Annotated in this window: 27 protein-coding genes and 2 tRNA genes; 9 read left to right on the top strand and 20 right to left on the bottom strand. The window is 59.4% G+C overall.

Going from position 1 to position 26,140, the window contains the following annotated elements; genetic code table 11:
* Positions 1-119 precede the first annotated feature (119 nt).
* Positions 120-1,526: a type I glutamate--ammonia ligase gene (gene glnA, locus K3754_RS12180; protein WP_259937676.1), complete on the bottom strand. Its 1,407-nt coding sequence runs from the start codon at positions 1,524-1,526 to the stop codon at positions 120-122.
* A 33-nt stretch (positions 1,527-1,559) separates the two neighbouring features.
* A complete protein-coding gene (locus K3754_RS12175) occupies positions 1,560-1,898 on the bottom strand; it encodes a P-II family nitrogen regulator (RefSeq protein WP_025044188.1) in 339 nt (112 codons plus the stop codon).
* Positions 1,899-2,072: 174 nt separating this feature from the next.
* On the opposite strand from K3754_RS12175, the gene K3754_RS12170 reads away from it, so the two are divergent.
* Positions 2,073-3,716, top strand: coding sequence for an NAD(P)H-hydrate dehydratase (locus tag K3754_RS12170; protein WP_259937656.1), 1,644 nt, complete (start codon positions 2,073-2,075; stop codon positions 3,714-3,716).
* Here the strand turns inward: K3754_RS12170 and K3754_RS12165 are convergent.
* Positions 3,713-4,117, bottom strand: a complete 405-nt coding sequence (locus K3754_RS12165; protein WP_259937655.1) for a Hint domain-containing protein — start codon at positions 4,115-4,117, stop codon at positions 3,713-3,715. The two genes, K3754_RS12170 and K3754_RS12165, sit on opposite strands and share 4 nt — an antisense overlap.
* Positions 4,118-4,353: 236 nt before the next feature.
* On the opposite strand from K3754_RS12165, the gene K3754_RS12160 reads away from it, so the two are divergent.
* Positions 4,354-4,438, top strand: a tRNA-Leu gene (locus K3754_RS12160).
* 81 nt (positions 4,439-4,519) lie between these two features.
* Here K3754_RS12160 and K3754_RS12155 read toward each other — a convergent pair.
* Both K3754_RS12155 and K3754_RS12150 read right to left on the bottom strand, forming a co-directional pair.
* Entirely contained in the window at positions 4,520-5,725 is a 1,206-nt protein-coding gene (locus K3754_RS12155) for an MFS transporter (protein ID WP_259937651.1), read from the bottom strand.
* 91 nt (positions 5,726-5,816) lie between these two features.
* A complete protein-coding gene (locus tag K3754_RS12150; protein WP_259937650.1) occupies positions 5,817-6,371 on the bottom strand; it encodes a TetR/AcrR family transcriptional regulator in 555 nt (184 codons plus the stop codon).
* 245 nt (positions 6,372-6,616) lie between these two features.
* On the opposite strand from K3754_RS12150, the gene K3754_RS12145 reads away from it, so the two are divergent.
* Entirely contained in the window at positions 6,617-7,219 is a 603-nt protein-coding gene (locus tag K3754_RS12145) for a pyridoxamine 5'-phosphate oxidase family protein (RefSeq protein WP_259937648.1), read from the top strand.
* A 143-nt stretch (positions 7,220-7,362) separates the two neighbouring features.
* Here the strand turns inward: K3754_RS12145 and K3754_RS12140 are convergent, their stop codons facing one another.
* Positions 7,363-7,716 carry a carboxymuconolactone decarboxylase family protein gene (locus tag K3754_RS12140; RefSeq protein ID WP_037911663.1) on the bottom strand — a complete coding sequence of 118 codons (354 nt, stop codon included), beginning with the start codon at positions 7,714-7,716 and terminating at the stop codon, positions 7,363-7,365.
* Positions 7,717-7,824: 108 nt separating this feature from the next.
* Positions 7,825-9,423 (bottom strand): gamma-glutamyltransferase family protein, encoded by a 1,599-nt coding sequence (locus K3754_RS12135; RefSeq protein WP_259937641.1) that lies wholly within the window; start codon positions 9,421-9,423, stop codon positions 7,825-7,827.
* 140 nt (positions 9,424-9,563) lie between these two features.
* On the opposite strand from K3754_RS12135, the gene K3754_RS12130 reads away from it, so the two are divergent.
* A complete protein-coding gene (locus K3754_RS12130) occupies positions 9,564-10,532 on the top strand; it encodes a pyridoxal-phosphate dependent enzyme (RefSeq protein ID WP_259937631.1) in 969 nt (322 codons plus the stop codon).
* Between the two features lie 4 nt (positions 10,533-10,536).
* Here K3754_RS12130 and K3754_RS12125 read toward each other — a convergent pair whose 3' ends face one another.
* The 5 genes from K3754_RS12125 to K3754_RS12105 form a co-directional block, all read right to left on the bottom strand.
* A complete protein-coding gene (locus tag K3754_RS12125; protein ID WP_203210824.1) occupies positions 10,537-11,466 on the bottom strand; it encodes an AEC family transporter in 930 nt (309 codons plus the stop codon).
* 87 nt (positions 11,467-11,553) lie between these two features.
* Positions 11,554-12,354 (bottom strand): MBL fold metallo-hydrolase, encoded by an 801-nt coding sequence (locus K3754_RS12120; protein WP_259937627.1) that lies wholly within the window; start codon positions 12,352-12,354, stop codon positions 11,554-11,556.
* The gene (locus K3754_RS12115) at positions 12,354-13,160 is read right to left on the bottom strand and encodes a TatD family hydrolase (protein ID WP_259937625.1); all 807 of its coding nucleotides are present in this window, start codon (positions 13,158-13,160) and stop codon (positions 12,354-12,356) included. The genes K3754_RS12120 and K3754_RS12115 overlap by 1 nt, the downstream gene beginning before the upstream one ends.
* A 15-nt stretch (positions 13,161-13,175) precedes the next feature.
* Positions 13,176-14,291 carry a DNA polymerase III subunit delta' gene (locus K3754_RS12110; RefSeq protein WP_259937622.1) on the bottom strand — a complete coding sequence of 372 codons (1,116 nt, stop codon included), beginning with the start codon at positions 14,289-14,291 and terminating at the stop codon, positions 13,176-13,178.
* An 85-nt stretch (positions 14,292-14,376) separates the two neighbouring features.
* Positions 14,377-14,817 carry a hypothetical protein gene (locus K3754_RS12105; RefSeq protein ID WP_259937620.1) on the bottom strand — a complete coding sequence of 147 codons (441 nt, stop codon included), beginning with the start codon at positions 14,815-14,817 and terminating at the stop codon, positions 14,377-14,379.
* A 110-nt stretch (positions 14,818-14,927) separates the two neighbouring features.
* Here K3754_RS12105 and K3754_RS12100 point away from each other — a divergent pair, with 110 nt between their 5' ends.
* A complete protein-coding gene (locus tag K3754_RS12100; RefSeq protein ID WP_259937619.1) occupies positions 14,928-15,686 on the top strand; it encodes a helix-turn-helix domain-containing protein in 759 nt (252 codons plus the stop codon).
* 2 nt (positions 15,687-15,688) lie between these two features.
* Here the strand turns inward: K3754_RS12100 and tmk are convergent, their stop codons facing one another.
* The 3 genes from tmk to K3754_RS12085 are packed head-to-tail and all read right to left on the bottom strand — an operon-like array spanning position 15,689 to position 18,420.
* Positions 15,689-16,330, bottom strand: coding sequence for a dTMP kinase (gene tmk, locus K3754_RS12095; protein WP_259937617.1), 642 nt, complete (start codon positions 16,328-16,330; stop codon positions 15,689-15,691).
* Entirely contained in the window at positions 16,327-17,496 is a 1,170-nt protein-coding gene (locus K3754_RS12090) for a D-alanyl-D-alanine carboxypeptidase family protein (protein ID WP_259937615.1), read from the bottom strand. The genes tmk and K3754_RS12090 overlap by 4 nt, the downstream gene beginning before the upstream one ends.
* A 27-nt stretch (positions 17,497-17,523) precedes the next feature.
* Entirely contained in the window at positions 17,524-18,420 is an 897-nt protein-coding gene (locus K3754_RS12085; protein ID WP_231024125.1) for an SPOR domain-containing protein, read from the bottom strand.
* 215 nt (positions 18,421-18,635) lie between these two features.
* Between K3754_RS12085 and K3754_RS12080 the strand changes: the two genes are divergently transcribed.
* The 3 genes from K3754_RS12080 (at position 18,636) to K3754_RS12070 (ending at position 20,710) form a co-directional block, all read left to right on the top strand.
* Positions 18,636-18,725: transfer RNA gene (locus K3754_RS12080), tRNA-Ser, on the top strand.
* Between the two features lie 210 nt (positions 18,726-18,935).
* A complete protein-coding gene (locus tag K3754_RS12075; RefSeq protein WP_259937613.1) occupies positions 18,936-19,235 on the top strand; it encodes a hypothetical protein in 300 nt (99 codons plus the stop codon).
* 308 nt (positions 19,236-19,543) lie between these two features.
* The gene (locus tag K3754_RS12070; protein WP_259937611.1) at positions 19,544-20,710 is read left to right on the top strand and encodes an AraC family transcriptional regulator; all 1,167 of its coding nucleotides are present in this window, start codon (positions 19,544-19,546) and stop codon (positions 20,708-20,710) included.
* A 53-nt stretch (positions 20,711-20,763) separates the two neighbouring features.
* Here K3754_RS12070 and K3754_RS12065 read toward each other — a convergent pair whose 3' ends face one another.
* From K3754_RS12065 to K3754_RS12045, 5 genes are all read right to left on the bottom strand, one after another.
* Entirely contained in the window at positions 20,764-21,093 is a 330-nt protein-coding gene (locus K3754_RS12065; RefSeq protein WP_259937609.1) for an arsenate reductase family protein, read from the bottom strand.
* A gap of 110 nt (positions 21,094-21,203) precedes the next feature.
* Positions 21,204-21,611 carry a hypothetical protein gene (locus K3754_RS12060; protein ID WP_259937608.1) on the bottom strand — a complete coding sequence of 136 codons (408 nt, stop codon included), beginning with the start codon at positions 21,609-21,611 and terminating at the stop codon, positions 21,204-21,206.
* Positions 21,612-21,762: 151 nt separating this feature from the next.
* Positions 21,763-23,319 (bottom strand): caspase family protein, encoded by a 1,557-nt coding sequence (locus K3754_RS12055; RefSeq protein WP_259937605.1) that lies wholly within the window; start codon positions 23,317-23,319, stop codon positions 21,763-21,765.
* Positions 23,320-24,381 (bottom strand): OmpA family protein, encoded by a 1,062-nt coding sequence (locus K3754_RS12050; protein WP_259937603.1) that lies wholly within the window; start codon positions 24,379-24,381, stop codon positions 23,320-23,322. It lies immediately after the preceding gene.
* Between the two features lie 327 nt (positions 24,382-24,708).
* Positions 24,709-25,191 (bottom strand): cytochrome c, encoded by a 483-nt coding sequence (locus K3754_RS12045; protein WP_259937600.1) that lies wholly within the window; start codon positions 25,189-25,191, stop codon positions 24,709-24,711.
* A gap of 91 nt (positions 25,192-25,282) precedes the next feature.
* On the opposite strand from K3754_RS12045, the gene K3754_RS12040 reads away from it, so the two are divergent.
* Positions 25,283-26,140: a LysR family transcriptional regulator gene (locus K3754_RS12040; RefSeq protein WP_259937597.1), complete on the top strand. Its 858-nt coding sequence runs from the start codon at positions 25,283-25,285 to the stop codon at positions 26,138-26,140.

Raw genomic sequence — 26,140 nt, 5'->3', positions numbered from 1 at the left:
TTCGAGGCAATTCTGGCCATATTGGGGCGCAATCATGGTTTGGCCGCGACGATTTGGACAAACCAAAAAGGGCGCCCGCAAATGGGACGCCCTTTCGTGAATAGTGTAAGTCTCTGAAATTACACGCTGTAATACATGCCAAACTCAACAGGGTGAGGCGTGTGCTCGTATTTGTGCACCTCTTCCATCTTCAGCTCGATATAACCTTCGATCTGATCACGGGTGAACACGTCACCGGCCAGCAGGAAGTCCATGTCTGCTTCCAGCTCTTCCATTGCTTCGCGCAGGGAACCACAAACCGTTGGGATGCCGGCCAGCTCTTCAGCAGGCAGATCATACAGGTTCTTGTCCATCGCCTCGCCGGGATCGATCTTGTTCTTGATGCCGTCAAGGCCAGCCATCAGCAGGGCTGCAAAGCACAGGTAGGGGTTGGCTGCCGGATCAGGGAAACGGGCTTCAACACGCTTGGCCTTTGGGCTTTCGGTCCATGGGATACGCACACAGCCGGAGCGGTTACGCGCGGAATAGGCCCGCAGAACAGGCGCTTCGAAACCAGGGATCAGACGCTTGTAGCTGTTGGTCGCCGGGTTGGTGAAGGCATTGAGCGCCTTGGCGTGCGACAGGATACCGCCAATGAACCAAAGGGCCTCCTGTGACAGGTCGGCATATTTGTCGCCTGCAAACAATGGCTTGCCGTCCTTCCAGATCGACATGTTCACGTGCATGCCAGATCCGTTATCGCCATAGATCGGCTTGGGCATGAAGGTCGCGGATTTGCCATAGGCATGGGCCACGTTGTGGATCACGTATTTATACTTCTGCAGCTCATCCGCCTGTTCGGTCAGGGAGCCAAAGATCAGACCCAATTCGTGCTGGCAGGACGCAACCTCGTGGTGATGCTTGTCCACTTTCATGCCCAAACGCTTCATCGTGGACAGCATTTCCGCCCGCAGATCCTGCGCTTCATCTGTTGGGTTCACAGGGAAATAGCCGCCCTTGAGGCCTGGACGGTGGCCCATGTTGCCCATCTCATACTCGGTGTCCGTGTTCCAGGATGCGTCAGAGGCGTCCACTTCGTAGGACACTTTGTTGATCGAGTTGGAGAACCGCACATCGTCAAAGAGGAAGAATTCCGCTTCGGGGCCGAAGTAGGAAATGTCACCAATGCCGGAAGACTTCAGATAGGCTTCGGCCTTCTGCGCCGTGCCGCGCGGGTCACGCTCGTAAGCTTCACCCGTGTCAGGCTCAACAATAGAGCAATGCACACAGATGGTCTTTTCCGCATAGAATGGATCAATATAGGCGCTGGACACATCCGGCATCAGCTTCATGTCGGAGGCTTCGATGCTTTTCCAACCCGCGATGGAGGAGCCGTCAAACATAAAGCCTTCTTCGAGGAAGTCTTCGTCAACCAGATCGTTTACAACTGTCACGTGCTGCAGCTTGCCGCGGGTGTCGGTGAAACGGATGTCGACATATTCGATGTCTTCGTCCTTGATCTTTTTCAGGAACTCTTTGTTGTTCATGATGATACCTATTTCTTAAGATGGATGGATAGATTACAGCGCGTCCGAGCCGGTTTCGCCGGTCCGAATGCGGATCGTTTGCTCAACGGGCGAGACAAAAATTTTGCCGTCGCCGATCTTTTCTGTTTTTGCGGCGTCTACGATGGCCTCGATGGCGGCATCGACCTGATCATCGTCAAGAACCACCTCGACTTTGACCTTGGGCAGGAAATCAACAACGTATTCCGCACCGCGATAGAGCTCGGTATGGCCTTTCTGACGGCCGAAGCCCTTGACCTCGATCACGGACAGGCCCTGAACGCCAACGTCTTGCAGGGCCTCTTTCACCTCGTCCAGCTTGAACGGTTTGATGATCGCTTCGATCTTTTTCATGGCGTGCCCCTTCGTGGATGAAATCGCTTGGGGTTCTCATTTCATTTAACCTGTTGAGAATCCATCTGCTGCGGTAGCTTGGGACAAATGGGCGCGGTGATTTTCTGCGCCCCGCTCGGTATTTGGGCAGAGCGCACAAAAAACAGGCAGAAATGAATCGGGGGATCTCGGGCCATGACCGAATTGCTGACATCCGCGCAAATGCGCGCGGTGGAACAGGCCGCAATGGACAGCGGCGCCGTCACCGGATTGGACCTGATGGAGCGGGCCGGGCAGGGTGTCATTGACGCTGCATTTTCGCATTGGCCAGAGCTGGCGCAAGTGTCGCACCGCGCGCTTGTTCTATGCGGGCCGGGCAACAACGGCGGAGATGGATTTGTCATTGCGCGGTTGCTCAAGGATGCAGGCTGGGAGGTCGATCTGTTTCTTTTTGGTGACGCAGACAAACTGCCCCCAGATGCCAAAGCCAATTATACCCGCTGGACCGCGCTGGGCGGCGTCTTGGAGCTAACAGCCAAAAACCTGCGAGTGGCGGCGCGGCCCGATTTGATTTTTGATGCGGTCTTTGGCACTGGTCTGACGCGCCCACTACCACCCATGGTGCAGCAGGCTCTTGCCGCCTTGGGCAAGATCAAATGGAAAAGCCGGTCCTCGATCCGGCGCGTTGCCGTTGATTGTCCGTCGGGGCTGAACCTTGACACTGGCCTGGTGCCGCAAGATCTGGAAAAGACCGGCGACGTCATATCCACCAACCTGGCGCAGCTGACCGTCACCTTCCACACACCCAAACCGGGGCATTATCTGGGCGTCGGGCCGTTGGTTTGCGGGGCGGTCGTGATCGCGGATATTGGTTTGCGCAAATCCGATCCGGAACGCAGCATGCTGGGCCAGCCGCCTGACGACAGCCGCGCCCGGCTGGTGACGCCGGTCTTTGCAGGATCAAAGTTGCCCCCGCGCATCTGGCCGGGATCCTTTATCGGGAAATCCCGACACAACGGTCACAAGTTCGACCATGGGCATGTGATGGTTTTTGCAGGCGGGGTCGGACGCGGCGGGGCGGGGCGGCTTGCCGCGCGGGCGGCGCTGAGGTCAGGGGCGGGGGTCGTGACACTGCTTTGCCCGCCCTCCGCCTTGATCGAGAACGCCTGCCAATTGGATGCGATCATGCTGCGCCCCTTGGCTAAGGACGCGCCGCTGAGCACCGTCGCGGATGACAGGGTCACAGCCTATTGCATCGGCCCCGGCCTTGGCGTGAATGACCGCACCCGCGATCTGGTCGGCCAGGTTTTGGCGCAGCGCGCCGGTGCACGGGCGTGGCGCGATCCGGCTGTGGTGCTGGACGCAGATGCGCTTGGCAGTTTTGCCGACGATCCCGCTGCGCTTTTTGCCCAATGTCATCCGCGCACTGTCCTCACCCCGCATGAGGGCGAATTTGCCCGGCTCTTCCCCGATCTGGCCTTGTCGCGGCGGGATGGTCTTTCCAAGATCGACGTCGCACGGCAGGCGGCGGAGCGGGCAGGGTGCATCGTCCTTCTGAAAGGGCCAGACACCGTGATTGCCACGCCGGAGGGCGGCGCAAGCGTGCATGCGGCAGCCTATGACCGGCGGGTGCCGTGGCTGGCAACCGCTGGTGCCGGTGATGTTCTGGCCGGTTTGATCGCGGGCCTTGCCGCCTCTGACAACAGCGCTGAGCTGATCACCATGGCCGAGATCGCCGCCTACCTTCACGTGGAATGTGCCGCCTCTTTTGGTCCGGGTCTGATTGCCGAAGATCTGCCAGAAGAACTGCCCAAGGTGTTCCGCGCAATGGGGCTTTAGCCGCCAAGGCCATCGCCGCAGCCCGCCGTAGACAGCTCGACCCCGCCTGCGTAAATCACCTGCGGCGGGCCGCAGCAGATGGCAAACACAAGGGACGGGCCAATGTCACAGGTTTGGAAACCTGACTGTCCTACCAGTTCAGACAGCGGCATCAGAACCTGCGTCTGGCCCGCAATCGCCACGGCCAGATCGCCCCGCAGCAGCACCTGTTGCGCCGCCGGCAATGGCAGATCCACCTCGGGCATGCCCGGACCAAATGCGCCCGCACGCACCATTGCCCATGCGCCGCCCCAAAGATCGCGCCGCACCCCGCGCACGGCCACAAACCCAGCATCACGGCTGACAATCCGGTCCCCCGCAGATAGGAATTCAACCGGCAAGGCGCCATCGGAGGTAAGCACGTTCGTGCCCGCCGGCAGGCCTCCGCGCGGCAAAAGATGTGGTGTCATCCTGTGCGGGAGACCGGGTTGATGGACGCCGCGATCGCTTGGGTTCGGTTCCATTCTGCCCCTCCAGTGCCCGCTTTGCTCCGGTTGTCGGGCATAGATGCAAAGATCATCTTAAGGGCAGTCATTTTTGCCCTCGCCAAGCGTTTGAGGTTTTGATAGTCACCCGCCTGTTGCCTTTGGCAAATCGTGCGGGTGTGGCGGAATTGGTAGACGCACCAGATTTAGGTTCTGGCGCCGCAAGGCGTGGGGGTTCAAGTCCCTTCACCCGCACCACAGTTCCTTTCGTGGAAGATCAACGCCCCTCTTTAAACTGAAACACAGGAGGGCAGTTGCGCCTGCAATCAGGCCAAACCTTCACTCCGGGAGGCGCCAAACCAGGGCAACGGCTGCAAGTTTCAAAACGCAAGGCAGCACCGCATAGCAAAGCGTCAACGCCCAAAGCGCCTGATCGCTGTTGGCCTGTCCGGGCGTGAAGCCTGCCCCTTGCAGCAGCGGGAGCAGGGCAAAAGAGGTCAGCGCGAGCCCGAGTTTTCCGGCAAACGACCATAGGCCAAACCCTTCTGAGGCTTTCAGTCCGGCTTTGTTGAGGGCGTCTGCAAACAGCACCGGCAGGATCACCATCTCGGCCCCGAGGGCCGCGCCGGATGCGGCGCAGATCGCTGCCATACCAAGACCACTGCCTACCGGCAAAAACGCCGCGCCGATGAACCCTGCAATCGCAAGCGGCATCGCCAGCAACAGCACCTTGCGCGGCGATATATGCCGCGCAAGGACCGTCCAGCCCGGCACGCTGACCAAAGCGGCAGCAAAAAATACCAGCAGCAAAAGACCGGCCTGGCCCTGCAATTGCAACCGGTCCTCGACAAAGAACACAAAAAGGGTGGACGTCACCGCAACCGGCAACCCATTGACCAAGGCCAGCAACAAAAGCCGCCCAATCGCCGGATCGCGATACCGTTCGATGGAGAACCCCTTGGCGGGCAGGGGGATGCGCCGCCAAAGGGGCGCGGTGAGCAGGGCGGCCACAACCCCGACCGCACAAAGTGAAAGGCCAAACATCAAATATCCATCACCGCCCAATGCCGCAAACCCAAGCGGCGCAAGGGCGGCAAAGATCACCCCGGCCAACATACCGGTCTCGCGAAACGCCGCCAGCCGCATGGTGTCGGGCAGGGCGTTTCCCGGTGCCAGGGTGGCCGTGCGCCCATAAAGCAGGATCATCCCCAAGCTATAGGCCGAAAACAGAAGCACCAAGGTCAGGGTCAAGCGCAGTGCCACTTGCGGACCGGCATCAAGCGAAAACAACAAGGGAAAACCAATGGATAGGCCAAGCAGCGCCGCTGTGCCAAAGATCCATTGGGCCCGTGGCCAACGGTCAATGGCCCAGCCGATTGCCGGATCCTGCACCAGATCAACAGCCCGGATGGCCAAAAGGATAACGCCAAGGGTGGCGAGGCTCATCTCAAGCTCGACCGCGGCAAACCTTGGCAGATGGATATAAAGCGGCACGCCCGCTGCGGCCAGAACAAAGGCAAACAGGCTCACTCGGGGAAGATGCATCACTGGCGGCCTCACATTGCTCAAGAACGGTCTTGCCTTTGCTACGGCTGGTGCTGCGTAATGGATCACTCAGGGTGGCTGCGGCACAGCATTAGTCCGCCAGCAGAACCTTGGCGATTTCCTTGGCTTCATCAGCGCTGGCTGTGGTGTGGGACATCGCGGCCATCACGATCGCTCCTTCCTTGAGGATCACCAACTTGCGCGCCAAATCTTCGGGGTGGGGGTAGCCGGCCTGCGTCGCCAGCTTGGCCAGATGATCGGTCAGCAATTGTTTATGCGCAAAGGCCTGCGCGTTGATTGCGTGGTTCTTGTCCTGAAATTCGGCGCTGGCCTTGATGAACATACAGCCCTTAAAACTGTCCTCCTTGAACCAGTCCTTGAGCACGTCGAAAAGCGCAAGCAATTGCCCTTGCGGCGTTTCGGATGTCTCTTCCATGCGGCGGTAAAGGTCATTGCGAAAGCCCTCGTCGCGCAAACGCAGCACCGCGAGGATCAATTCTTCCTTGGTGCGGAAGTGTTTGTAGATCGAGGTTTTGGAGACGCCGGTCTCTTTGGCCACGAGATCCATGCCCGTGGCGTGAAAGCCGTTCCGATAGAACAGCAGCAAGGCTTTTTGAAGCAATTCACTTCGCTTGTTCTTGCTCATCCGGGCCTCAACATTGACTGATCTGTAAATTACTTCAAATCTGTTGCCGGTCAAGTAAATCTCGAAAAATCAGTGGTTTCCCGTCGTGTTTTGAGCCGGTTATGACGTGTAGATACGCAGTAACGCAAAAATTGATTTGATAACATTAACCGATCAGTACAACTTACGTCATACGTGAACCGATCAGTTAACCTTGTGGAGACATTCCCGGTTGATCGTGCATTATTGAACTAGAGGAACAGACCATGGCCTATGCCTTTGCTGAAATTGCATTCACCCCCGCCGTGCGTGCTGCACAAGACCGAAACGGATCGGGCAGCTACGCAAAATTCCTGACCGATGAACGGTCCGGCGGCGACACACTTGGCCCCGAAGAGGCGACGTTTGTCCATGCGAGGGACGGGTTTTACCAAGCCACCGTGTCCGAGACCGGCTGGCCCTATGTTCAATTTCGCGGCGGCACGCCCGGTTTTCTGCGTGTGCTGGATGCCAAAACCCTTGCCTATGCGGATGTACGCGGCAATCGGCAGTATCTGAGCCTTGGCAACCTCAGTGGAAATGACCGTGTCTCGTTGATCTTGATGGATTATCCCAATGCCCGCCGCCTGAAAATCTGGGGCCGTGCACAAACGATTGAACAGGCCAGCCCCGATTGGCCGGCGCAATTGCCGGATCTCGCACCGCCGGGCACGGAACGGCTGATGAAAATAACCGTGGACGCATTTGATTGGAACTGCCCGCGTCACATTCCGCGCCGTTTGACCGATGCAGAGGCAGGCGGGGAAATCGCTGCCCTTCAGGAGGAAAACCAACGACTGCGTGCGGCATTGGTCGCGCGACAGGCCTGAATATTCAATTCGGAACCGATAGACCCAAAGGAAGACACTGCACAGGTAACCAAGAGGTACAGCTTGAGAGGTTTCTGGATTATGCCGTCCACCTAGATCAAAGCCGCGCCCGGTTCAGGCCGGGCGCAACAATCGGTTCCGGATCATTCAGCGCTGCCGCCAAATTGTTCCCATGCGTCCATGGCTTGGGCCGCATACATCAAGGACGGCCCACCGCCCATATAGATCGCCACGCCCAGCATTTCCTGAAATTCCTGCCGCGTTGCCCCCAGCCGCAACAGAGCCTTGGTGTGAAACCCGATGCACCCGTCACAGCGCAGGGCAATCGCGATTCCCATCGAAATCAGCTCTTTGGTTTTGCCATCCAATGCGCCCTCGGCCTCGGCGTGTTTGGCCATATCGCCAAAGCCCTTCATCGTGTCAGGAATGCCCTTGCGCAATGCACCGATCTGGGTTGCGATGCCTTTGGTCAGGTCAGGATAATTCTGTGTGCCCACGGGGGTGGTCCTTTGCTTTGTTGCCGTCCCCTTAAGTTTAGCTGCGATGCTGCATTGCCGCGTTGAGGTGGATCAAACCGGCCGCTGGATCAGGTGCCTGACGCTGCGTCAAAACCCGATGGCGGCCCCATCCTTGCGCGGGTCCGATCCGCCAGCGTAACCGCCGCCGCCCGGCAAACGCCGGATCAATTGCGCCCCGCCAAAGCCAAAGGCATTGTCAGGTGCCTCCAGCGTGATTTCGTGCCCCAATCCGGTGAGCGCGGCCAGGGTCGCTTCTGGCAGGGTGGTCTCGCAGGCCAGACCCAACCCTTCGGTCACGCGCCAGCGTGGCGCATCTGCGGCCATCTGCGGGTCCTGGCCAAACAACTCGCAGCGCAGCACCATTTGCACATGCCCTTGCGCCTGCATCGGCCCGCCCATCACGCCAAAACTCATGCGCGGCCCCTCGGGCCCCATAACGAAACCGGGAATGATCGTGTGAAACGGGCGCTTGTTCGGGCCGACATAGTTTTGATTGCGTGGGTCAAGCGAGAACCCCGCGCCACGGTTTTGCAAGGCAATGCCGGTTCCGGGCACCACTACGCCAGAGCCAAAACCGGCATAGTTGGACTGGATGAAGGACACCATCATGCCTGATGCATCCGCCGCCGTCAGATAAACCGTGCCGCCTTGTTTGGGCGCACCCGCACCAAAATCCTGCGCCCGCGCCGGATCAATCAATGCGGCCCGCGCCTTGAGGTAATCGTCATCCAGCAAATCATCCGCCCCGACGTGGTCCATATAGCCCGGATCGCCCACATAGGTTTCTGCATCTGCCAGGGCGAGCTTCATCGCCTCGATCTGCAAATGCATCGCTTGTGGATCATCAGCATCCAGATCGCGGATCGCGGTATGGCTCAGCATCCCCAGCGCCATCAACGCCGCAATGCCCTGACCGTTTGGGGGGATCTCGTGCAGCGTTACATCGTCAAAGTTTTTTGAGATCGTACCGCACCAATCTACCTCATGCGCTGCCAGATCATCCGCTGTCAGGGCTGCGCCATGTTCGGCAGCAAATGCCGCAACCTTTTGTGCGATGTCACCGTGATAAAAGGCAGCGCCCTCTGTGTCGGCAATCCGGCGCAGGGTGTGGGCATGGCCGGGGCTGGCAAATATCTCTCCGGCCTGGGGGGCGCGGCCATTTGGCATGAAGGTCTCGGCAAAACCGGGTTGCGCGTGCAACTCCTCTGCCGCCCGCGCCCAGAGGCTGGCAATGACGGGCGAGACGGGGAAGCCGCTTTCGGCATAGCGGATGGCGGGTGCGAACAGATCGGCAAAAGGCAGCTTGCCAAACCGGTCTGACAGCATCACCCAAGCCGAGACCGCGCCGGGCACTGTCACACTTTCCCAGCCGCGAAAGGGCATTTCGGTTTGGCCAGCAAACCGGTCAGCCGTCCATCCCGCAGGGGAGCGGCCAGAGGCATTGAGCCCGTGCAGCTCATTGCCATCCCAAAGGATCGCAAAGGCGTCTGACCCGATGCCATTGCCTGTCGGTTCCAGCACCGTCAAAGCAATTGCGGTGGCGAGGGCCGCATCCACCGCATTGCCGCCCCGCGCCAACATCGCAACCCCGGCCTGCGCCGCCAATGGCTGCGAGGTGGCCACCATATTGCCAGCCAGAACCGCCGACCGGCGAGAGGGATAGGGGTGATGGGCGCGCAGTTGCATGAGAAACCTCCAGACAATCGGATTTATCGCCAGTAAGGCCCATTTTTCGCCAATGTGCCAGTGGCCAAAACAAGGGTGTGTGCGGGTGGATTGTGCCTGCCGCATGGGCCGCATAGATTGGCCGGGCAAGGAGACACCACATGACCCCATCGCCCCTCGTCCTGCAACAGGCCGCCGCCAGCGTTCAGGCGCGCCGCCGCATTGCGCAATGGTTGCCGCCGACCCCCTGTCTGCCGTCAAAACGGGTGTTTGAGGATGGCACATGTCTGTTCTTCAAGGCCGAGAATTTTCAGCGCACGGGATCGTTCAAGTTTCGCGGGGCGCTGTCGAAACTGACGTCCCTGCCAGTGGACCAGCCGGTGATCACCGCCTCCTCGGGCAATCACGGCATCGCGCTTTCAACGGCGGCGCAGATCACGGGCCATCAACTGGCCGTGGTGCTGCCTGAAACGGTGGCAAAAGATAAGCTTAACAAGATCAAGGCCTTGGGTGTTGAGGTGATCTTGCATTCCAATGATTCCGGGCTGGCTGAACGTCATGCGCGGGTTGTCGCAGAAGAGCGCGGCCACACCTATGTCTCGCCCTATAACGATGCGCAGATCATCGCCGGACAAGGCACTCTTGCGCTTGAGCTGTTGGAGCAATTGCCGCAGATCGACAACGTTTTTGTGTCGCTTGGTGGTGGTGGCCTCATCTCGGGCATCGGATCGGTGCTCAAGGCGTTTTCGCCGCGTACCCGCATGATCGGGGTCAGCGCCATCAATTCCGCTGCGCTGGACGCCAGTGTGAAAGCGGGCAAAACTGTTGATGTGGTACATTCCGATACGCTTGCCGATGGCTGCGCGGGCGGCATCGACGAAGGTACGATCACCCTGCCGCTGGTAACGGAGGTGGTGGATGAGTTCATCACCTGCACCGAAGACCAGATTGCCGAAGGCATGCGGCGCATCGCCTGGGATGAAAAGATGCTTGTGGAAGGGTCCGCCGGGTTGGCCTTGGCCCCCTGGCTGGAGGATCGGCCACGCTTTGCCGGGCAAACGTCAGTCATCGTGCTGTGCGGAGCCAATTTTGATCAGGCCACGGTCGCGCCGGTTCTGGGGTTAGTCTGAGCGTTTAGGGCAATGCGCCCAGCCAGAACCAGACCGACAGGATTGATATCGCGGTGGCAATCAACACCGACGAGGCCGCAACCCGCCGCGCCCGGCCATACATATTTGCAAAGATATAGGCGTTGAAACCTGGTGCCATTGCGGCGGTCAAAACGCCGGATCGAAAGGCGTCCGTTGGCAATGACAGTGCCGATCCGAATGTCCAGACCAAGGCCGGATGCACCAAAAGCGCAATGCCGCAAACCATGGCGATGGCTTTCATATCGCCCTCGGGCCGGTATTGGATCAACACACCGCCAAGCGCGAACAGCGCGGCGGGCAGGGCAGCGCGGACAATCAGGGACAGCGCGTCTTCGACAACGGTGGGGATGGTCAGCCCGCTAAGGTTGACGGCAAAGCCTGCCAGAATGCCAATGACCAGCGCATTGCGGAACATCGCCCGCCCCACATTGCGCAGCATGGTCAGCCCGGTTTCACCGCGGTTGCGCACCACCTCCATCACCGTAATGCCCAGCCCGTAGCAGAACGGCGCGTGAAAAGCGACGATGGCAAAGTTGCCCGCCAGCGCATCCGTGCCATAGGCCCGTTCAGTGATCGGCAGGCCCAGCAGGACAGAGTTGGAAAACAGGCAGCAAAAACCGATGGCAACGCAGTCTTCCCAATCGCGCTTGAACAACAGCCGGGCACCAAAGATGCCGAGGGCAAAACAGATCGCTGCGCCGCCAAAGAAGCTGGTCATCAGGGCCGGGGTCAGCGAGGCGGAGAGATCCAGATGGGCGATGGCCTGAAACAGCAGGCAGGGGATGGCGAAGTTCTGGGTGAACTTCATCACCCCGTCGATGCCAGAGGCCGGAAACAGGTTTTTCCACACCGCCACATAGCCAAATCCGATGACCAGAAAGACGGGCAGAATGACATCAAGCAGGGTTTGCACGTCGTGGGCCTTGGGTTTGGTGGAGGCGTTGCGGTGGGGGTTTCACACCCCCACACCCCCGTGGAGGTTTAAAGGGCCAAATGAAGTTCAGTCGATCTCGAAGTTGAGCGTCATACCGTCATAGGCGGGCGAAATATGTGCGGGCAGTTCGCCGCGCAGGGTTTGATAGTCCATATCGTTGTGCATGTTGGTCAGCACCGCCTCTTGCGGAGCCATTTCGGCGATCCATTGCAAAGTTTGCTCCAGATGGCTGTGGGTGGGGTGTGGATCGCGGCGCAGGGCATCGACGATCCAGCAGCGCAAGCTCTGGAGATGTGGCCAGACGTCATCGGGAATACTTGCAACATCAGGCAGATAGGCAACGTTGTTCATCTTGAAGCCCAGTGCATCCATGCCGCCGTGGTTGACCAGAAACGGCGTAAAGGTCAATGCGCCACCGGGGCCGTCGATTGTGACATCGCCCTCAATGTCGTGCATGTCGAGGATCGGCGGATACATTGAGCCTTCGGGGCGGATAAAGGCATAACCGAACCGTTCCAGCAGGGCCGCGCGCGTGGGTGCATCCGCCCAGACCGGCAGGCGGGCGCGCATGTTGATCACGATCATGCGCAGATCATCGAGCCCATGCACGTGGTCGGCGTGAGAATGGGTGTAGAGCACCGCATCGAGGCGGCTCACCCCGGCATTCAAGAGCTGTTGTCGCATATCGGGGGAGGTGTCGATCAGCACGGATGTTGTGCCCTCGGGCCCGATCCGTTCCACCAAAGCGGAACAGCGGCCTCTGCGGTTTTTTGGCTCCTCCGGATCGCATGCGCCCCAATGCCCGCCAAGGCGTGGCACCCCGCCAGAAGAGCCGCAGCCCAGGATGGTGATGCGCATTTGAGCCATCAGGCGGGCACCTGATAGGCCGCAGCCTTGGCAAAGAGGCGGTCAAAGTTGGCCTGCGTCTGGGCCGCGAATTCGGCATAATCCAGCCCGAAGGTTTCCGCCGCCTTTTGCGCGGTATGGGCGGTATAGGCCGGCTCATTTCGCTTACCGCGATGGGGCGGCGGCGCAAGATAGGGCGCGTCGGTTTCCACCAGAACGCGGTCCAGCGGGCAGTTGGCAAAAATCTCGCGCAGTTCGGTGGATTTGGGGAAGGCGGTGATGCCCGACATGCTGAGGTAAAACCCCAGGTCAAGCGCGGCACGGGCCAGCGCGGGGGAGGAGGAAAAGCAATGCATCACGCAAGCATAAGACCCTTGCTTGAACTCTTCGGCAAGAATGCGGGCCATATCATCATCGGCGTCGCGGGCATGAATGATCAGGGGCAGGCCGGTTTGCCGCGCCGCGTCGATATGGATGCGCAGCGAGGTTTTCTGCACCTGGGCGCTGTCGGCGGTGTAATGATAATCAAGGCCGGTCTCGCCAATGCCAACAAACTTGGGATGCTGCGCCAGCGCGATCAGCTCGTCCGTGCTGGTCAGCGGCTCTGACGCGGCGGACATCGGGTGGGTGCCAGCGGCATAAAAGACCGGATCGTGCGCCTCTGCGATGGCACGCACGGAAGGTTCGTTCTTGAGCTTGGTGCAGATCGTGACCATGCGCGTCACACCGGCACGGGCGGCGCGGGCGACAATCTCGTCCAGCTGGCCTTCGAAGTCGGGAAAATCAAGGTGACAATGGCTGTCTGTGATCTGCGGCGTCTGCGTCATGCCTGCGGTCCTGTCTTATCGCGGGGCCGCTTGGGCCATCTTCAGCAGGGTATCTAGGACCAGCGCGGCAGGGTCAAGGTTGACCGCGAGCCCGTGGCGGGCGCGTGCCGAAATCTCTGCTGCGACATCGGCCCAGATCCGGCCTTGGTAAGGCGTTGGTGACAAACGGGCCAACACAGCCGCTTCACCCTGCGCAGCCTCGGTGGCGGGCGGGGATCCGGTGGCGCCGGTGCGGGCCAGCCGCGCCAAAAGCAGTTCAACCAATGTGAACAGCAAGGTCAGTTTCTCTTCCGCCCCGCGTTGCGCGGCGGCTTCGGCGAGTTTGAGGGCGCGGGCGCGGTCCATCTGGGGCAGGGACGACATCAGCGCGATCAATTCAGCATAGATTTGTAGCCCACCCATCAAAGACAGACGCATTGCACCGCCCACTGATCCGCCAGAAAGTTCCGCCAAGGCTGCCGCGTCGCCGCTGACTTCAATCTCTGAGGCGCCGAGCGCCTGCGCCATCTCATCGGGTGACAGGGTGCCAAGCCGCAGGGTCCGGCAGCGCGACCGGATCGTTGGCAGCAGGCTTGAGGGTTGATGGCTGATCAGCAGCAGCACCGCCCGTTCAGGTGGCTCTTCCAGCATCTTGAGCAGGGCGTTGGCGGCGTTCGGGTTCATCTCATCAGCATCATCGATGATCACCACACGCCGACCGCCATCCGCTGCGGACATCTGGAAAAATCCGTTCAGCGCCCGTACATCGTCCACGACAATCTGTTTGCGCATTTTCTTGGTGTCAGGATTGATGGAGCGCGTGACCGATTTCACCGCGCCCTCACCGCCGGAGGCAATGCGCCGCGCCACGGGGTGATCTTCGGGGATGCTCAGGCTGGTTGCCGGTTCCGCCGCGAACATGCCGCCATCCTCAGGGTCCGGTGTGGCCAGCAAGAACCGCGCCAGCCGCCATGCCAGCGTGGCCTTGCCCACCCCGCGCGGACCAGAAAGCAGCCACGCGTGGTGCAATTTACCTGCGTTGAATGCGTCAAGAAAGGCCGCCTCAGCCGCGCCTTGCCCGATCAAGCGGGGCGTGTCGCGGGGGTGCAGCGCACCGGTTACGCGATCGGGTTGAGGGGCGTCATCAGTCATGCCAATCGTTTAGCATGTTTGCGGGCGGATGGAATGGGGCAGGGCGGCGGTGGCGGCGAAAAACCCCGACCGCTGCCGAAGGGTATCAAACGGTCTGAGCGCGGTCCACGGCCCGGCTGCGCATCCAATAGGCCGCACCAAACATCACCAGAAAGCTGAGGTTGAGCCAGGCGTTCAGCCACGCGCCGGACAAGACCGATCCGGTGCTGTCCACCACGTACCAACAGGCCAGCCCCGGAAACACCAGCAAGCACCAAAGGCGGTTGTTGGTGTCAAAAAGATGGTTGGTGATCAGCAGCAAGTTGATGCCCCAGCCGACCATGACCCCGCCTGCGATCGCCGCGATGACGCGGGCGGCGGGGGTATCCACCTGTTCCAGCCCGTTGAAAGGCCAATGCAGCAGATCCACCAGAAAATTCGGCAGTGCGCTTGTGGTGGAGTTGGAGCCAAGGGCGGTGATCAGGCCAAAGCCGATCACGGTGATGGCCGCGAACTGGCCAAGTCTTTTTGCAGATTGTGCTGGCATGGCAGCCTCCTGTGACATTGAACTGGCACAGTGATGCGCCATTGGAAGGAGGCAAATCAATTACCTCCGAGGTAACTGTGCCGCGCCAATATTCGTGATAGTCTGATCCCATGACCACATTTTCAGACAGCCTCAAATCCTGGCGCAAGCAGCGCCGTTTCAGTCAGCTTGATCTGGCGCTGGAGGCAGAGGTCTCTTCGCGGCATCTGTCGTTTTTGGAAACAGGACGCGCCAAGCCCAGCCGCGAGATGGTGGAACGTTTGGGCGCGGCGCTGTATCTGCCTCTGGCGGTGCGCAATCAGATGCTGACCCTTGCAGGCTTTGCCGCGCGATATCCGGGGCGGGATTGGCAGGATGCGCAGATGGCCCCGATCCGCGCCGCGATTGATCACATGTTGATGCGCCATGATCCCTATCCCGGTTTTGCGCTGGACCGGATGTGGCGGGTGGTGCGGATGAACCAATCGGCGCAGCGACTGTTTGGCATCTTGGGGGTCAACGAAGGGGCGGATTTGCTGGAAATTTCCAGCTCAGATCTATTGCCGCAGGTGATTGTGAACTGGCCCGAAGTGGCACAGCATCTGGCGCTGCGGCTGCGCACCGAAAGCGCAGGGCGGGGCGGCGATGCGCGGTTTGATGCGGTGGCGGAGGAATTGACCAAAGCGGCGGGGCCATCAGGCACAGAGGATACGCCGCCGGTTATTCCCACAATCTATCGCATCGGCGATCAGCAGTTGTCATTGTTCTCGACCATCGCGCAGTTCGGCACGGCAGAGGATCTGTCCTTGGATGATCTCAAGATCGAGTTGTTTTTTCCATCCGATGAGGCAAGCAAAGCGGTGCTTTTGGGCATGGCCGGGGCAGCCTGATATCAGCCTTGAGCAGTTTTGCCCAGCCGGGCCTTGACCGTCGCCAGAACTTCCCCCGCGACTTCGTCGATCTCGCGGGCACCGTCGATCACCTCGAACCGCTCTGCGTATTCTTTGGCCAGTGCCAGAAACCCGGCTCGCATCGCCTTTTGCAGATCTTCGCCAAAGTCCTCGAACCGCTCTTCCACCGTCTGGCGCGACAGGGCACGCGATAGGCCTTTCGCCGGATCCATGTCGATCAAGATGGTCAGGTCCGGTTCAACCCCGATCATCAGGTGGTGCAACTGATCGACGATGCCGCGCAGATCGCCGCGCGACAGCCCCTGATACATCCGCGTGGAATCGGCAAAACGGTCGCAGATCACCACTTTTCCCGCATCCAGTGCTGGCTGGATCGTGCGTTCCAGATGATCGCGGCGGGCGGCGGTGAACAACAGGATTTCTGTGCGGGCTGACCAACGATCCGGATCACCCTGCAACACCAAGGCGCGGATCTCTTCCGCGCCGGGTGAACCGCCCGGCTCACGGGTCAGAACAACGTCGATACCCTGCGCCTCAAGCGTTTCGGCCAAAAGACGCGCCTGCGTCGATTTACCAGAACCGTCGATGCCTTCAAAACTGATAAAAAGTCCCGGTTGGCTCACGATGCGTCCTGCGGTCCGGCATTCAGACGCGCCAGCAAATGTCGTGCGGCGGCAGTCACCTTGACCATGAAACCGCCCGGTTCAACCGCGTCAGAGGCGACCAGCGGCACGCGCACTTCGGGCAGATCGCCCCGCTCAACCCGCAATTCGCCAAGCACATCCCCCTTGGCAATTGGCGCATGGATCGGGCCGGTGTAGATTACCTCTCCGGTCACTTTGACACCGCCGGAGACCGGCACCAGAACCGACAGATCATCCTGCAACTCAAGGCCGACACTATCGGACACGCCCATGGCAACAGGCGCATCGGCCAGACGTTTGCCGGCCGCGCCCAGCGATTTTTGCGAGAACTGCCGGAAGGCCCAATTGACGATGGCTTCGGCTTCTTGCGCCCGCTCCGACGAACTGCCCAGACCCGACAGCACAAAGATCACCCGGCGGTCGCCCTGTTTGGCCGACCCAACCAAGCCATAACCGGCCTCATTGGTGTGTCCGGTCTTCAGCCCGTCCGCCCCGATCCCAAGGCCGAGCAATGGATTGCGGTTCGTGGTGTTTTTTGGCGCACGACCGTCAAAGGCAAACGTGCGCTCCGAGAACAGCGGATAATATTGGGGGAAATCAGTGATGATCCGGTTCGCCAAGAGGCCAAGATCGCGCACCGACATCAGATGTCCGGCCTGCGGCCAGCCATTGGAATTGGCAAAGGTGGAATTGGTCATGCCCAATTGCTGTGCCCGCTGGGTCATCATTCGGGCAAAGCCGTATTCGGTGCCATCGGGCGACAAAGCCTCGGCAATCACAGCGCAGGCATCATTGCCGGACAGCACGATAATCCCTCGCAGCAGGTCTTCGACCTTGACCCGGTCCGTGGTGTCCAGAAACATCGTCGACCCACCATAGGCCATCGCATGGCTGGAAACTGGCAGTTTTTCCACCAGATCCAGACCGCCGTTCTGTTTGCCCCGTTCAATGGCCTCAAACGCCATGTATAGCGTCATCAGTTTGGACATCGACGCAGGCGGCAAGGGGGTGTCCGCGTTCTTGGTCAGCAAGACGGTGCCGGTGGTCTGGTCAAAGACATAGGCCGCTGTGGCCTTGGTATCGAAGGCCGCGGCGGGAAGGGCCAGTAGGATCAGCGCCAGGCAGGTAGCAAAGAAGCGGATCATGAGGGGGGTATGCTCCTGTCGTTCAGATCAATTGGTGACGGCGTATGCGTCAGAGAACCCTTCGGCCTTGATCTTTTTGATCAGGTCATTGAGCTCGGATTTGTTGCTGGCCGGGCCAACGACAACGCGCCAGAACGGTTTGCCGTTGGTTTCGCCGCGCTTGATGGTCGGGACAATCCCGGCGCCGCGCATCTGCTTGGCCACGCGTTTGGCGTTGGCCTCGACGCTGAAGATGCCGATCTGGACATAGGGCCGTTTGAGCGATGAGGCGCTGCGCTTGGGCGCGGCTTTGGCTGGTTTCGGAGCAGGGGCTTCGGCCACGGGCGTGGCAGGGGCGGCCTCAATCGCGGCGCCAGCGGCGGCGATGGGATCCAGCGTGGTTTCTGACACCTCGGCGGGCGCGGCCACTGTATCGGTGGTTTCCGGGGCAGGGGCCGGCGCCGTTGGCACGGCGGTCTCTTCGCGGCGCAATGCGGTCACGTTCAGCTCTGTCGGCGCACCGGCCAGAATGCTGAGCGCCGCCGCCGCATCGGAGGAGATCTGCAGGCGCGGCCCGGGCAATTCGCGCTCGCGACGGAACAATGCGCCGATTACGAACTTGCCATTGGCTTGGTTGCGGATGATCACGCGCTCCGGCTCTTGTACATCGGGATGGGCCACCCAGACACCGCCCAGCGAGGGCCGTCCGTCCCAAAGCCCTTGTTCGGTGGCCGAAAAAATTTCCGGCGCTTCGACGTCGCGTTCAATCAGCTTGGTCGATTGCGTGCTGCCCGCGGCGCTGGCCTCTGCCTTGGGCTTGGGCAACGGCAGGTTGAACTGCCCGTTCTCATCGCAGCCCGCGAGCAGCGTCAGAGAAAGCGCCGCACCGGTAAAAAGGCGCAAACGGGGGCGGGTAAATTGCATGCGGTCAACGGGCCTGCTCATGATGTTCTGTCCTTGCCTGTGTGTCCCTGTCGGGCACGTTTTTGCCGATTTGCCGGCAGCACCAATCGTCCCCTGACGGGGATCTTTGCGGCATCCTAACGCGGCAAGTCGCACCTGAAAAGGCTGGCGAGGGCGGATCGGCAAAATTCCCCGACCCGTCGCGCCATTTCTCGGTTTGCCGAATCGTAACAGGTTGATTAAGGGAGACATATCGCGGAGGTTTGGCAGAGTGGTCGAATGCACCGGTCTTGAAAACCGACGGGCGTGAAAGCGTCCCCAGGGTTCGAATCCCTGAGCCTCCGCCACCTTTTCCCTCTTCTCGTTGTCATCAGGCCGCCCTGCGCGGCCTTTGTGTTTTTCAGGTCTGTGCATCCCTTGCCAGATCCGGCAGCGGGCCGCTTGGTTCTCGAAAAACATTGTCTCGCCCTGTTGGGGCGGACGACTTTCGTGGAGATCACAGGCCAACTGATCCGGTCACAGCTGGTCAGAAGCCAATCAATAGCCGTTTCACCCTGATGCCTCGAACGATGAACGCCAAGGAAAAGTTCACTTGGCTGGCGATGGCTCTGCGCAGCATGTGGCCCACCGAAAAGATCGGGGGAGAAATGCGAAAACACAAAGAAAGACATGACATGAAACGATACCTTATCCTTGCTGTTCTGGGCCTCAGCGCCTGCGAAACGCCTGCGGAAATTTCTGCGCGGGAGCAGCTTGATGCCGCCTGTCTGGCAGGAAACCTGCAAGCCTGCGCTGCGGTTCAGCAACGTGTGGCGGCCGAGAATCTTGCCCTTGCCACAAGTTCTTTGGCGTTTTGAACAACCAACAGATGGAGCAGACCGAGGTTGGTTGAGCCGCGAGAGCGCCAGCCAGATTGCTGGGTGATGGCGGACGCCGCAAATCAGCTTTCTCTGCGCTGGGTCTCTACCTCGCGGGGCGGCGCGACCACCAGTCACCGCTTGGCTGGGCATGTGAAGTGTCCAGCCAATCAAGAAGGCCATGACCGCCGCGCAGTCGCGACAACTGGGAGAACAGAGAATGGCTATGATATGTATGGTTGCCGATCTGTCATTGCACTGTCATGCACAGGAACCCGATCTGTGCTTGAATTATGAAAAGATGCTGAATGACCTTTGCAAGCATTGACCTGTTTTTTAACATCGCCTTGACGGGCATCTGTCTGTTTTGTGCGCATCTGTTGATGCTCAGACGTCGCGATCCGGGGGTATATTTTCCGCTGGCGTTGCTGTTCCTGTTTCAGGGCATCTCAACGGGCGTGGCGGTTTTGACCGAGGCTTATGACCCCTCCGGGACCGGGGTGCTGTCGCGGATAAATCTGATCACCGGCGCATTGGAAATCGCCTGTCCTTTCCTGTTCTGGGTCTATGTGCGCGCATTGACCACAGAAGGCGTGCCAGAGCGCATTGCGAACCTTCGAAACCACATTGTTCCGATTGTTTTCGTGACACTGTGTTTCTGGACTCTGTTCTTCTTTCCCGTCGAACTGTCTGAGACCCAATTGGAGGAGGATGTTGCGCAACTGGTGGTGGTTTTGCTTGTCGGCCTGGCGGTGTTGGTTGCAGATATTGCCTTCAAGATCATGATCGGCACCTATGTCTATCTTACGGTGCGTCGATTGATGGCTTATCAGACCCGGCTGAAAGATGTTTTTGCCAGCACCGAAAACAGGGAATTGACCTGGGTTTGGGTTATCCTCGCAAGTGCCGGCTTTTATCTCTGCGTCAACTTGGCCTTCACGGGCTTGATCTGGGTCGGCGCATTTTCCGAAGAAGCGTATGGGCCGTGGATCTCGACATTGAGCAGTTTTTCACTGCTCGCGTTGTTCTGGGTGATCGGCGTTTGGGGGCTGCGGCAACGTCCAGGTCTGGTCCGCGGCCCGCTGGTCGAACCGGGCATGCCGGATCTGCCACCCGCTCAAAAATACGAAAAATCCGCACTCGATCCGGACCGCGCCGAACGCATCGCCCGCAAGATCGAAGCGGCAATGTCCAAGGATCTGCTCTACCGCGCTCCAAACCTGTCGCTTTGGGATTTGGCAAAGCACATCGGCGTGACCTCGCATTATGTCTCGCAAACTCTCAACACCCATCTGGGCAAAAGCTTTTTCGAGCTGGTGAACGGCTGGAGGATCAAGGATGCGATCAAGCAACTGACAACGACGGACGCGACCATCCTTGTGATCACCTATGACGTCGGCTTCAACTCGCGCTCCGCATTTTACAAGGCCTTCAAACGTGAGACCGGCAAGACCCCCACAGATCTGCGCAAGTAGAAACGCTGAGCCTTTGGGGGAACAAGCGGTGGGGTGAGACGGTGGCAAAGCCGCTACTTTGCCAATAACGCCTTTTGCACCGTTTCATCCCAGCCCAGATAAAACGCGGTTTGATCGCGGATCACAGGACGGGTCATGACTTTGGGCTGGGCTGCGATTTGCGCGTCGGCTTCTGACTCTTTCAACCAGGCATTCAGTCCGCGATAGTCATTGGTGCTGCGATCCACAAGCCGGTCTCCGAATTCTGCAATTAGCTCCGCCAGTTCAGCTTCGCTCAACGGCTCGGCGCGGACATCGCGAAATCGGATATCCTTGTGTTCCGTTTCCAGCGCCTTGCGGGCCTTTTGGCAAATCGCGCAGGTGCTTAGACCGTAAATTATCATCTTGATATCTCCTTGGCGGTGGTGACGCACCTTCAAACCCGCCTCTGCACCCGCCCGTTTTTATTGCTACGTCCCACGCCGCGAACGGCACGGGCGGTTGGCTTCAGCCTTCAGGCCATCGGTGCGCCGACTTTGCAGCGGGTGATCGCCGCATCGACGTTGAAAAACGCCTGTTCGATGGCCTTGTCGTCCAGGCTGTTCAGCCGGATCTGAAACACCTTTTCGGCACCGGTTTTGCATTTGACCTTAACCACACCGTTTTGAAGGGGGCCGCTGAAGGTTACGGTCGCGTCAACCTCGGTCGGATTGGCAAGGTTCTGTGCCGTGCGTCTGGCGGCTGCCTGACCCTCGGGGTTGAGCCAACCATCCTTGCCCAGCTTGGCCTCCGCTTGCCGGAAGGCCGTAACCTTGGCGCTGCGATCATAAAGGGTCGCCTGCGGGAACCGCTTCATCGCGTGGGTGGGCCAGATTTGAAACAACTGTCCTTCCCCGGTGAATGCAATCAAAAGACCGGCCATAAAAATACTCCTAGAGGGTCTGCAATGGGGAACCGGTAGCATGGCCGGGCGGTGCAATCCATTGCCTCAACCAATCAACCTCTGGCGGGGCCAGTGGTGGAGGTCGTGCATAATGTCTTGCCTTTGCCAAAGGTACCCGGCGCAAGCGGCCCTATTTACATTTGCCCGTCGCCCAGTCGCGCAGGCCCTGCTTGAAGACACCGCCGAATGGATGCTGTTTGGACAAGGCCCGGACGTTGTTGTTCTGGGTGTATGTGGTGCCCTGGGCGCAAAGCGCTTCTTTGGTCCACTCATGGCAGTTGGAACAGGTTTGATCCTTCCACAATTCCTCCGGAATGCCCTCAATCGGCGCAAACATCGGGGCAAGCTCTACAATCTCTGAGATACTGAGACCTTGAATCGGCGCACCGCCTGTCGGGAATGGCGTGTCGAAGGTCAGACCAGACAGATCGGCCACCGCAGGTGTTTCGGGCGTCGCGGCAATGGTTTGGGTTTGGGGCTCAACAGGCGCATCTGCAGCGGCAGCGCGTTCAGCTTTTTCCTTGATGATTTTCAGTTCAAAGGCCGCCAGCTCGGCATAGGTGCCTTGCGGGAACACGTCCAGATATGCCTGATAATCCACCGCTGATCCGCTGCTTTGTGCGGCGGCGATCAGTTCGTCCTCGCTTGCACTTGGGGTTTGCGGGGCAGGGGGCTTGGGCGCGGCAGCGGTGTCCTGTGTCTTGGGTGCAGGCACGGCGGGTTCTGCGGTGTCCTGGGCGGCGTCGTCTGAAGGTGCGGCAGGCCCGGTGCCCAGCTCTTTTTCCAACAGGGCGGTCAGGCGCTGACGCCCCTCTTCTTGATACCGGCCCGCAGGATAGCTGCGCAGGAACAGCATAAGCTGCACGGGATCGTCGCTGACCTTCACGGAATCCCACAACTGCTTTTCCTGCAACTCTTGCGCTGTCAGCTGCTGCTTGGCCTCAAAAAAGAAATCCCCGGTCAGTGAAGACGTATCCCACGGGGTCTGACGGCCATTGGTCTGTTCAATCACTTCAATACGGGTGCGTTTGAAGGTCTGTTCAATCGGCAATCCGACAACGTTGATCTGCACGGCCAACGCTTTGGTAAAGGGGCTATTGCCGTCCAAACCGTCCAATGCAACGGCGCCCGGCGCCGTGGAATAGGACAGGAACGTACCAGTCGGCGCTTTCATCTCGGCCAAGCCGTTGTCGTTGAGATCGCGAATGGCCTCAAACGGGTTGTTCCGGCAGGCATCCAGAATGACGATATTGGTCTTGTTCTGCGCAGATCGCATTTGCCGCAGGACGGCCTCTGCCTGAACAGCGACCAAGGACAAATCCGCAGCATCGGTCAGGCTGGCATCCACCGGCAACAGGTAGTTTTCGCCAAACGACTGCACCGCGTGACCGGCGTAATAGAACAAACCGGTTGCATCCTTTCCTGCCGCACGCAGATCGCGCCCGAATTGCGCGATCCCTTGGTTCAGCGCGGTTTGCCCGACATCGGTCAGCATCGTGACCTCGAACCCCTTCGCGGTCAGTGCCTGCGCCATCAGCGCGGCATCATGCACCGGATTATCCAGCTGCGTGACAGAAGAATAGCTTCCATTGCCCACAATCAGCGCCAGCCGGGTCTCGGCCCACGCGGACTGCGCCCCGAAACTCAGCACCAGCAGCGCTGTCCAAAGTCGAAAGATCTGTTTCATCTAGTTTTCAAGCACCTTGAATTCGATCCGGCGGTTGTCCCAGCGCCCTTTTTTGGTGGCGTTGTCTGCAATCGGTTGCGTCTCTCCGTAACCCTTGGCGACCATTGTATTTTTTGCAAGGCCCTTGCCCTCCAGATAGGTCACGACCGAGGCTGCACGAAATTCGGAAAGACGTTGGTTGGAGGCAGCAGAACCGACGCTATCCGTGTGACCGCCCACCTCGATGATCATGCCGGGACAGCGCGACATGATGCTGGCGAGGCTGTCCAACAATGGGCCGGACTTGTTTTCCAAACGTGAAGAACCGGAGGCAAAGTAGATATTCCCTGTGCGCGAAAGGATTTCGAACCGCCCTTTGCAGGCCGCCTTGTCAAAATCCCCTTCGGCCTCAAGCGCGGCATTGGCCGGCTGCGCGGGCGCGGCCGCAGGAGCCACGGCGAGGGTCGAGGTGTTGCGGGCAAAAACCCAGTCAAAGGAAACCGTGGCGGAGGGAATGATCTCGACATTTGCGGCATCCTGCAACTTGCCCAAACCTTCGGTCAGGTTGAAATCGGCGACAGGCACAGAGATCGGCGTGGCCGAGGCGATGGAAACCAGATCATCGGTCAGCAAGGTTGCGGTGACCATGGATTGATAGGATTGCTGCACGCCGTGCAGGTCGACCGTGTAATCCACAGCCACTTTTTTGCGCCGGACTGTCGCCAGATCAGCAATATCGGCAGGATTGATCTGCGCCGTGATCGTGGCCTCGGGGAATTTGAACGTTTCAAAGAACAAGAACCGCATGCGGACGTTGCGCAGGTCGATCTTGGTGTCTACGGAATCAAGCAAGACCGTGACCTTGGCCATCCCGCTTTCGTCGATTGTGCCTTGAAAGGTGGCAAAGCCGCTGGATTCCACAACGGTCTGTTTCTTGACCGACTGGAAACTGAGGTTGGACATCTCTGTGTTGAGCGTCCAGCCACCCTCAAAAGGGGATTGCGCAGCGACTGGCTGTACTGCGATCAAAGAGGATAACAGCGCTGCACAGATCATGCTGAGCCAGGTTTTGCTTTGTGTCATCTTTGATCGCCCTTCTGACGCGGCCGTAAGCACCGCCCGACATTTTTGAATGAATTGTATGAACCGCGCGATGGTGGCCCCATCTTGGATACCGATCAAGGGTTTACCGCAGGATTTGTTGTTTTTGTGCGAATGGGCGGTGGTCGAGGTTCGGTCGCGATCTGAGGGGAGGGCGATGCGCGGCCTTCTGGCATTTGCAGGGCGGGGTCCAAGCGCCGCGTCCATCCTTGCCAGAAAGACAGGAAAAAGGCCAGCAAGCATATCCCGCTCACTGGCCACTAAAAATCACATCCGGCGCTGCATTCCAGCGCGGCTGTTGATCAACCCTTAGTTCTTTTGACGATAGCTTTCGTGGCATGCGCCGCAGGATTTGCCAACCGCGCCAATTGCACCGCGCAATGCATCCAGCCCGGCGCCAGCTGATTGCTCCATCGCGATCGCAGCCTCGGCAAGTGCCATACCCTTTTCTGCGGCGGTGCTGCCGGGTTGCCAGATCGCGGGCAGTGCCGCAGTGGCTTCTGTGCCAAGCGCCTCGTTGTCGGATCCTTGCGGCCACATGCGCGACTGATCCATCTGCGCCAATGCCGCCAGATTGCTGGCCGCGGCACTGGCCGCCTCCGCGTCATAGGCAATGTCACCCTTGGCCATGCCGCCCAGAACGCTGATGTTAAATGAATACAGTGTCATCTGTGATTGCCGCGCTTTGACGGCTGCCATGATCGCCTTGTCCGCGTGGCCATCGCCCATCGCTGATGTGGCAACAACCGCCGCTGTGATCATGCCGCCAAGTGCGCAAATTCCCAGTTTCATCCGCAGTCCTCCCAAAAATATATATGCGGATCAGTCTAGCTGTGTGAATATTCAAAGGAAGTGGGAATAATTGCATAGGGTTTGCGAAATTATGCACAGCTCAAACTGGGACAACCTGCGGTACGTCCTGTCGGTGATCGAGGCCGGATCGGTCAGCGCGGCCGCCCGTGATCTGGGCGTGAATCATGCAACCGTGCTGAGGCGTGTCGCTGCATTTGAAGCGCAAAACGGTGGCGCAATCTTTGACCGAAACGCAAACGGCTACCGGGTGTTGCCCGGCAAGGAGGCGCTGGTTCAGGCGGTGCGGGAAGTTGAAAACGCGGTCCTGGGCGTTGAGCGGCTGATGCTGGGGGCAAATCCACAGCTGAGCGGGGTGGTGCGCATTTCATCCACGGATACCATTTGCCAGTATTTGTTGCCGGATGTCTTGCAGACCCTGAAGGCCGAAGCCCCGCAGCTTGAGATCGAATTGCTGAGCAATAACAGCCACCTCAATTTCGCGCGGATGGAGGCCGATCTGTTCGTGCGCCCCGCGATGACATTGCCGGAGGACATGATTGCCACATCCGTGACCCCGCTTGTGTTCCGGGCCTATGCCACCTCGGCGGATCTGGAAAAATGGTTCAGGCTGCAAGGCCCATTGGCGCGATCAGTCCCGGCAAAATGGCTGTCTGCCAATGTGCCGGGCGACAGCATGCAGTCCGGATCGGACAGTTTTGTGGTTTTGTCCCGCATGGCGCAATCGGGGGCCGGGATTGCGGTCTTGCCATCATTCGTTGGCGACCGTGTTCCGGACCTTTTGCATCTGGCGGATAGAATGCCCGACATTGAAGTGCCGATCTGGGTGGGATCGCATCAAGACTTGCGGGACATCCCCCGCATTCGCGCCGTTAGAAAAAGCGTGATTGCCCATCTTTCGGGACCGCGGACCCAAGATCCCGCCGCATAG

The sequence above is a fragment of the Sulfitobacter sp. M368 genome, from assembly GCF_025141875.1.
GTDB lineage: Bacteria > Pseudomonadota > Alphaproteobacteria > Rhodobacterales > Rhodobacteraceae > Sulfitobacter > Sulfitobacter mediterraneus_A.
Note: the sequence above shows the minus strand (reverse complement) of the source record. Positions and strands in the feature narration are given on the sequence as shown.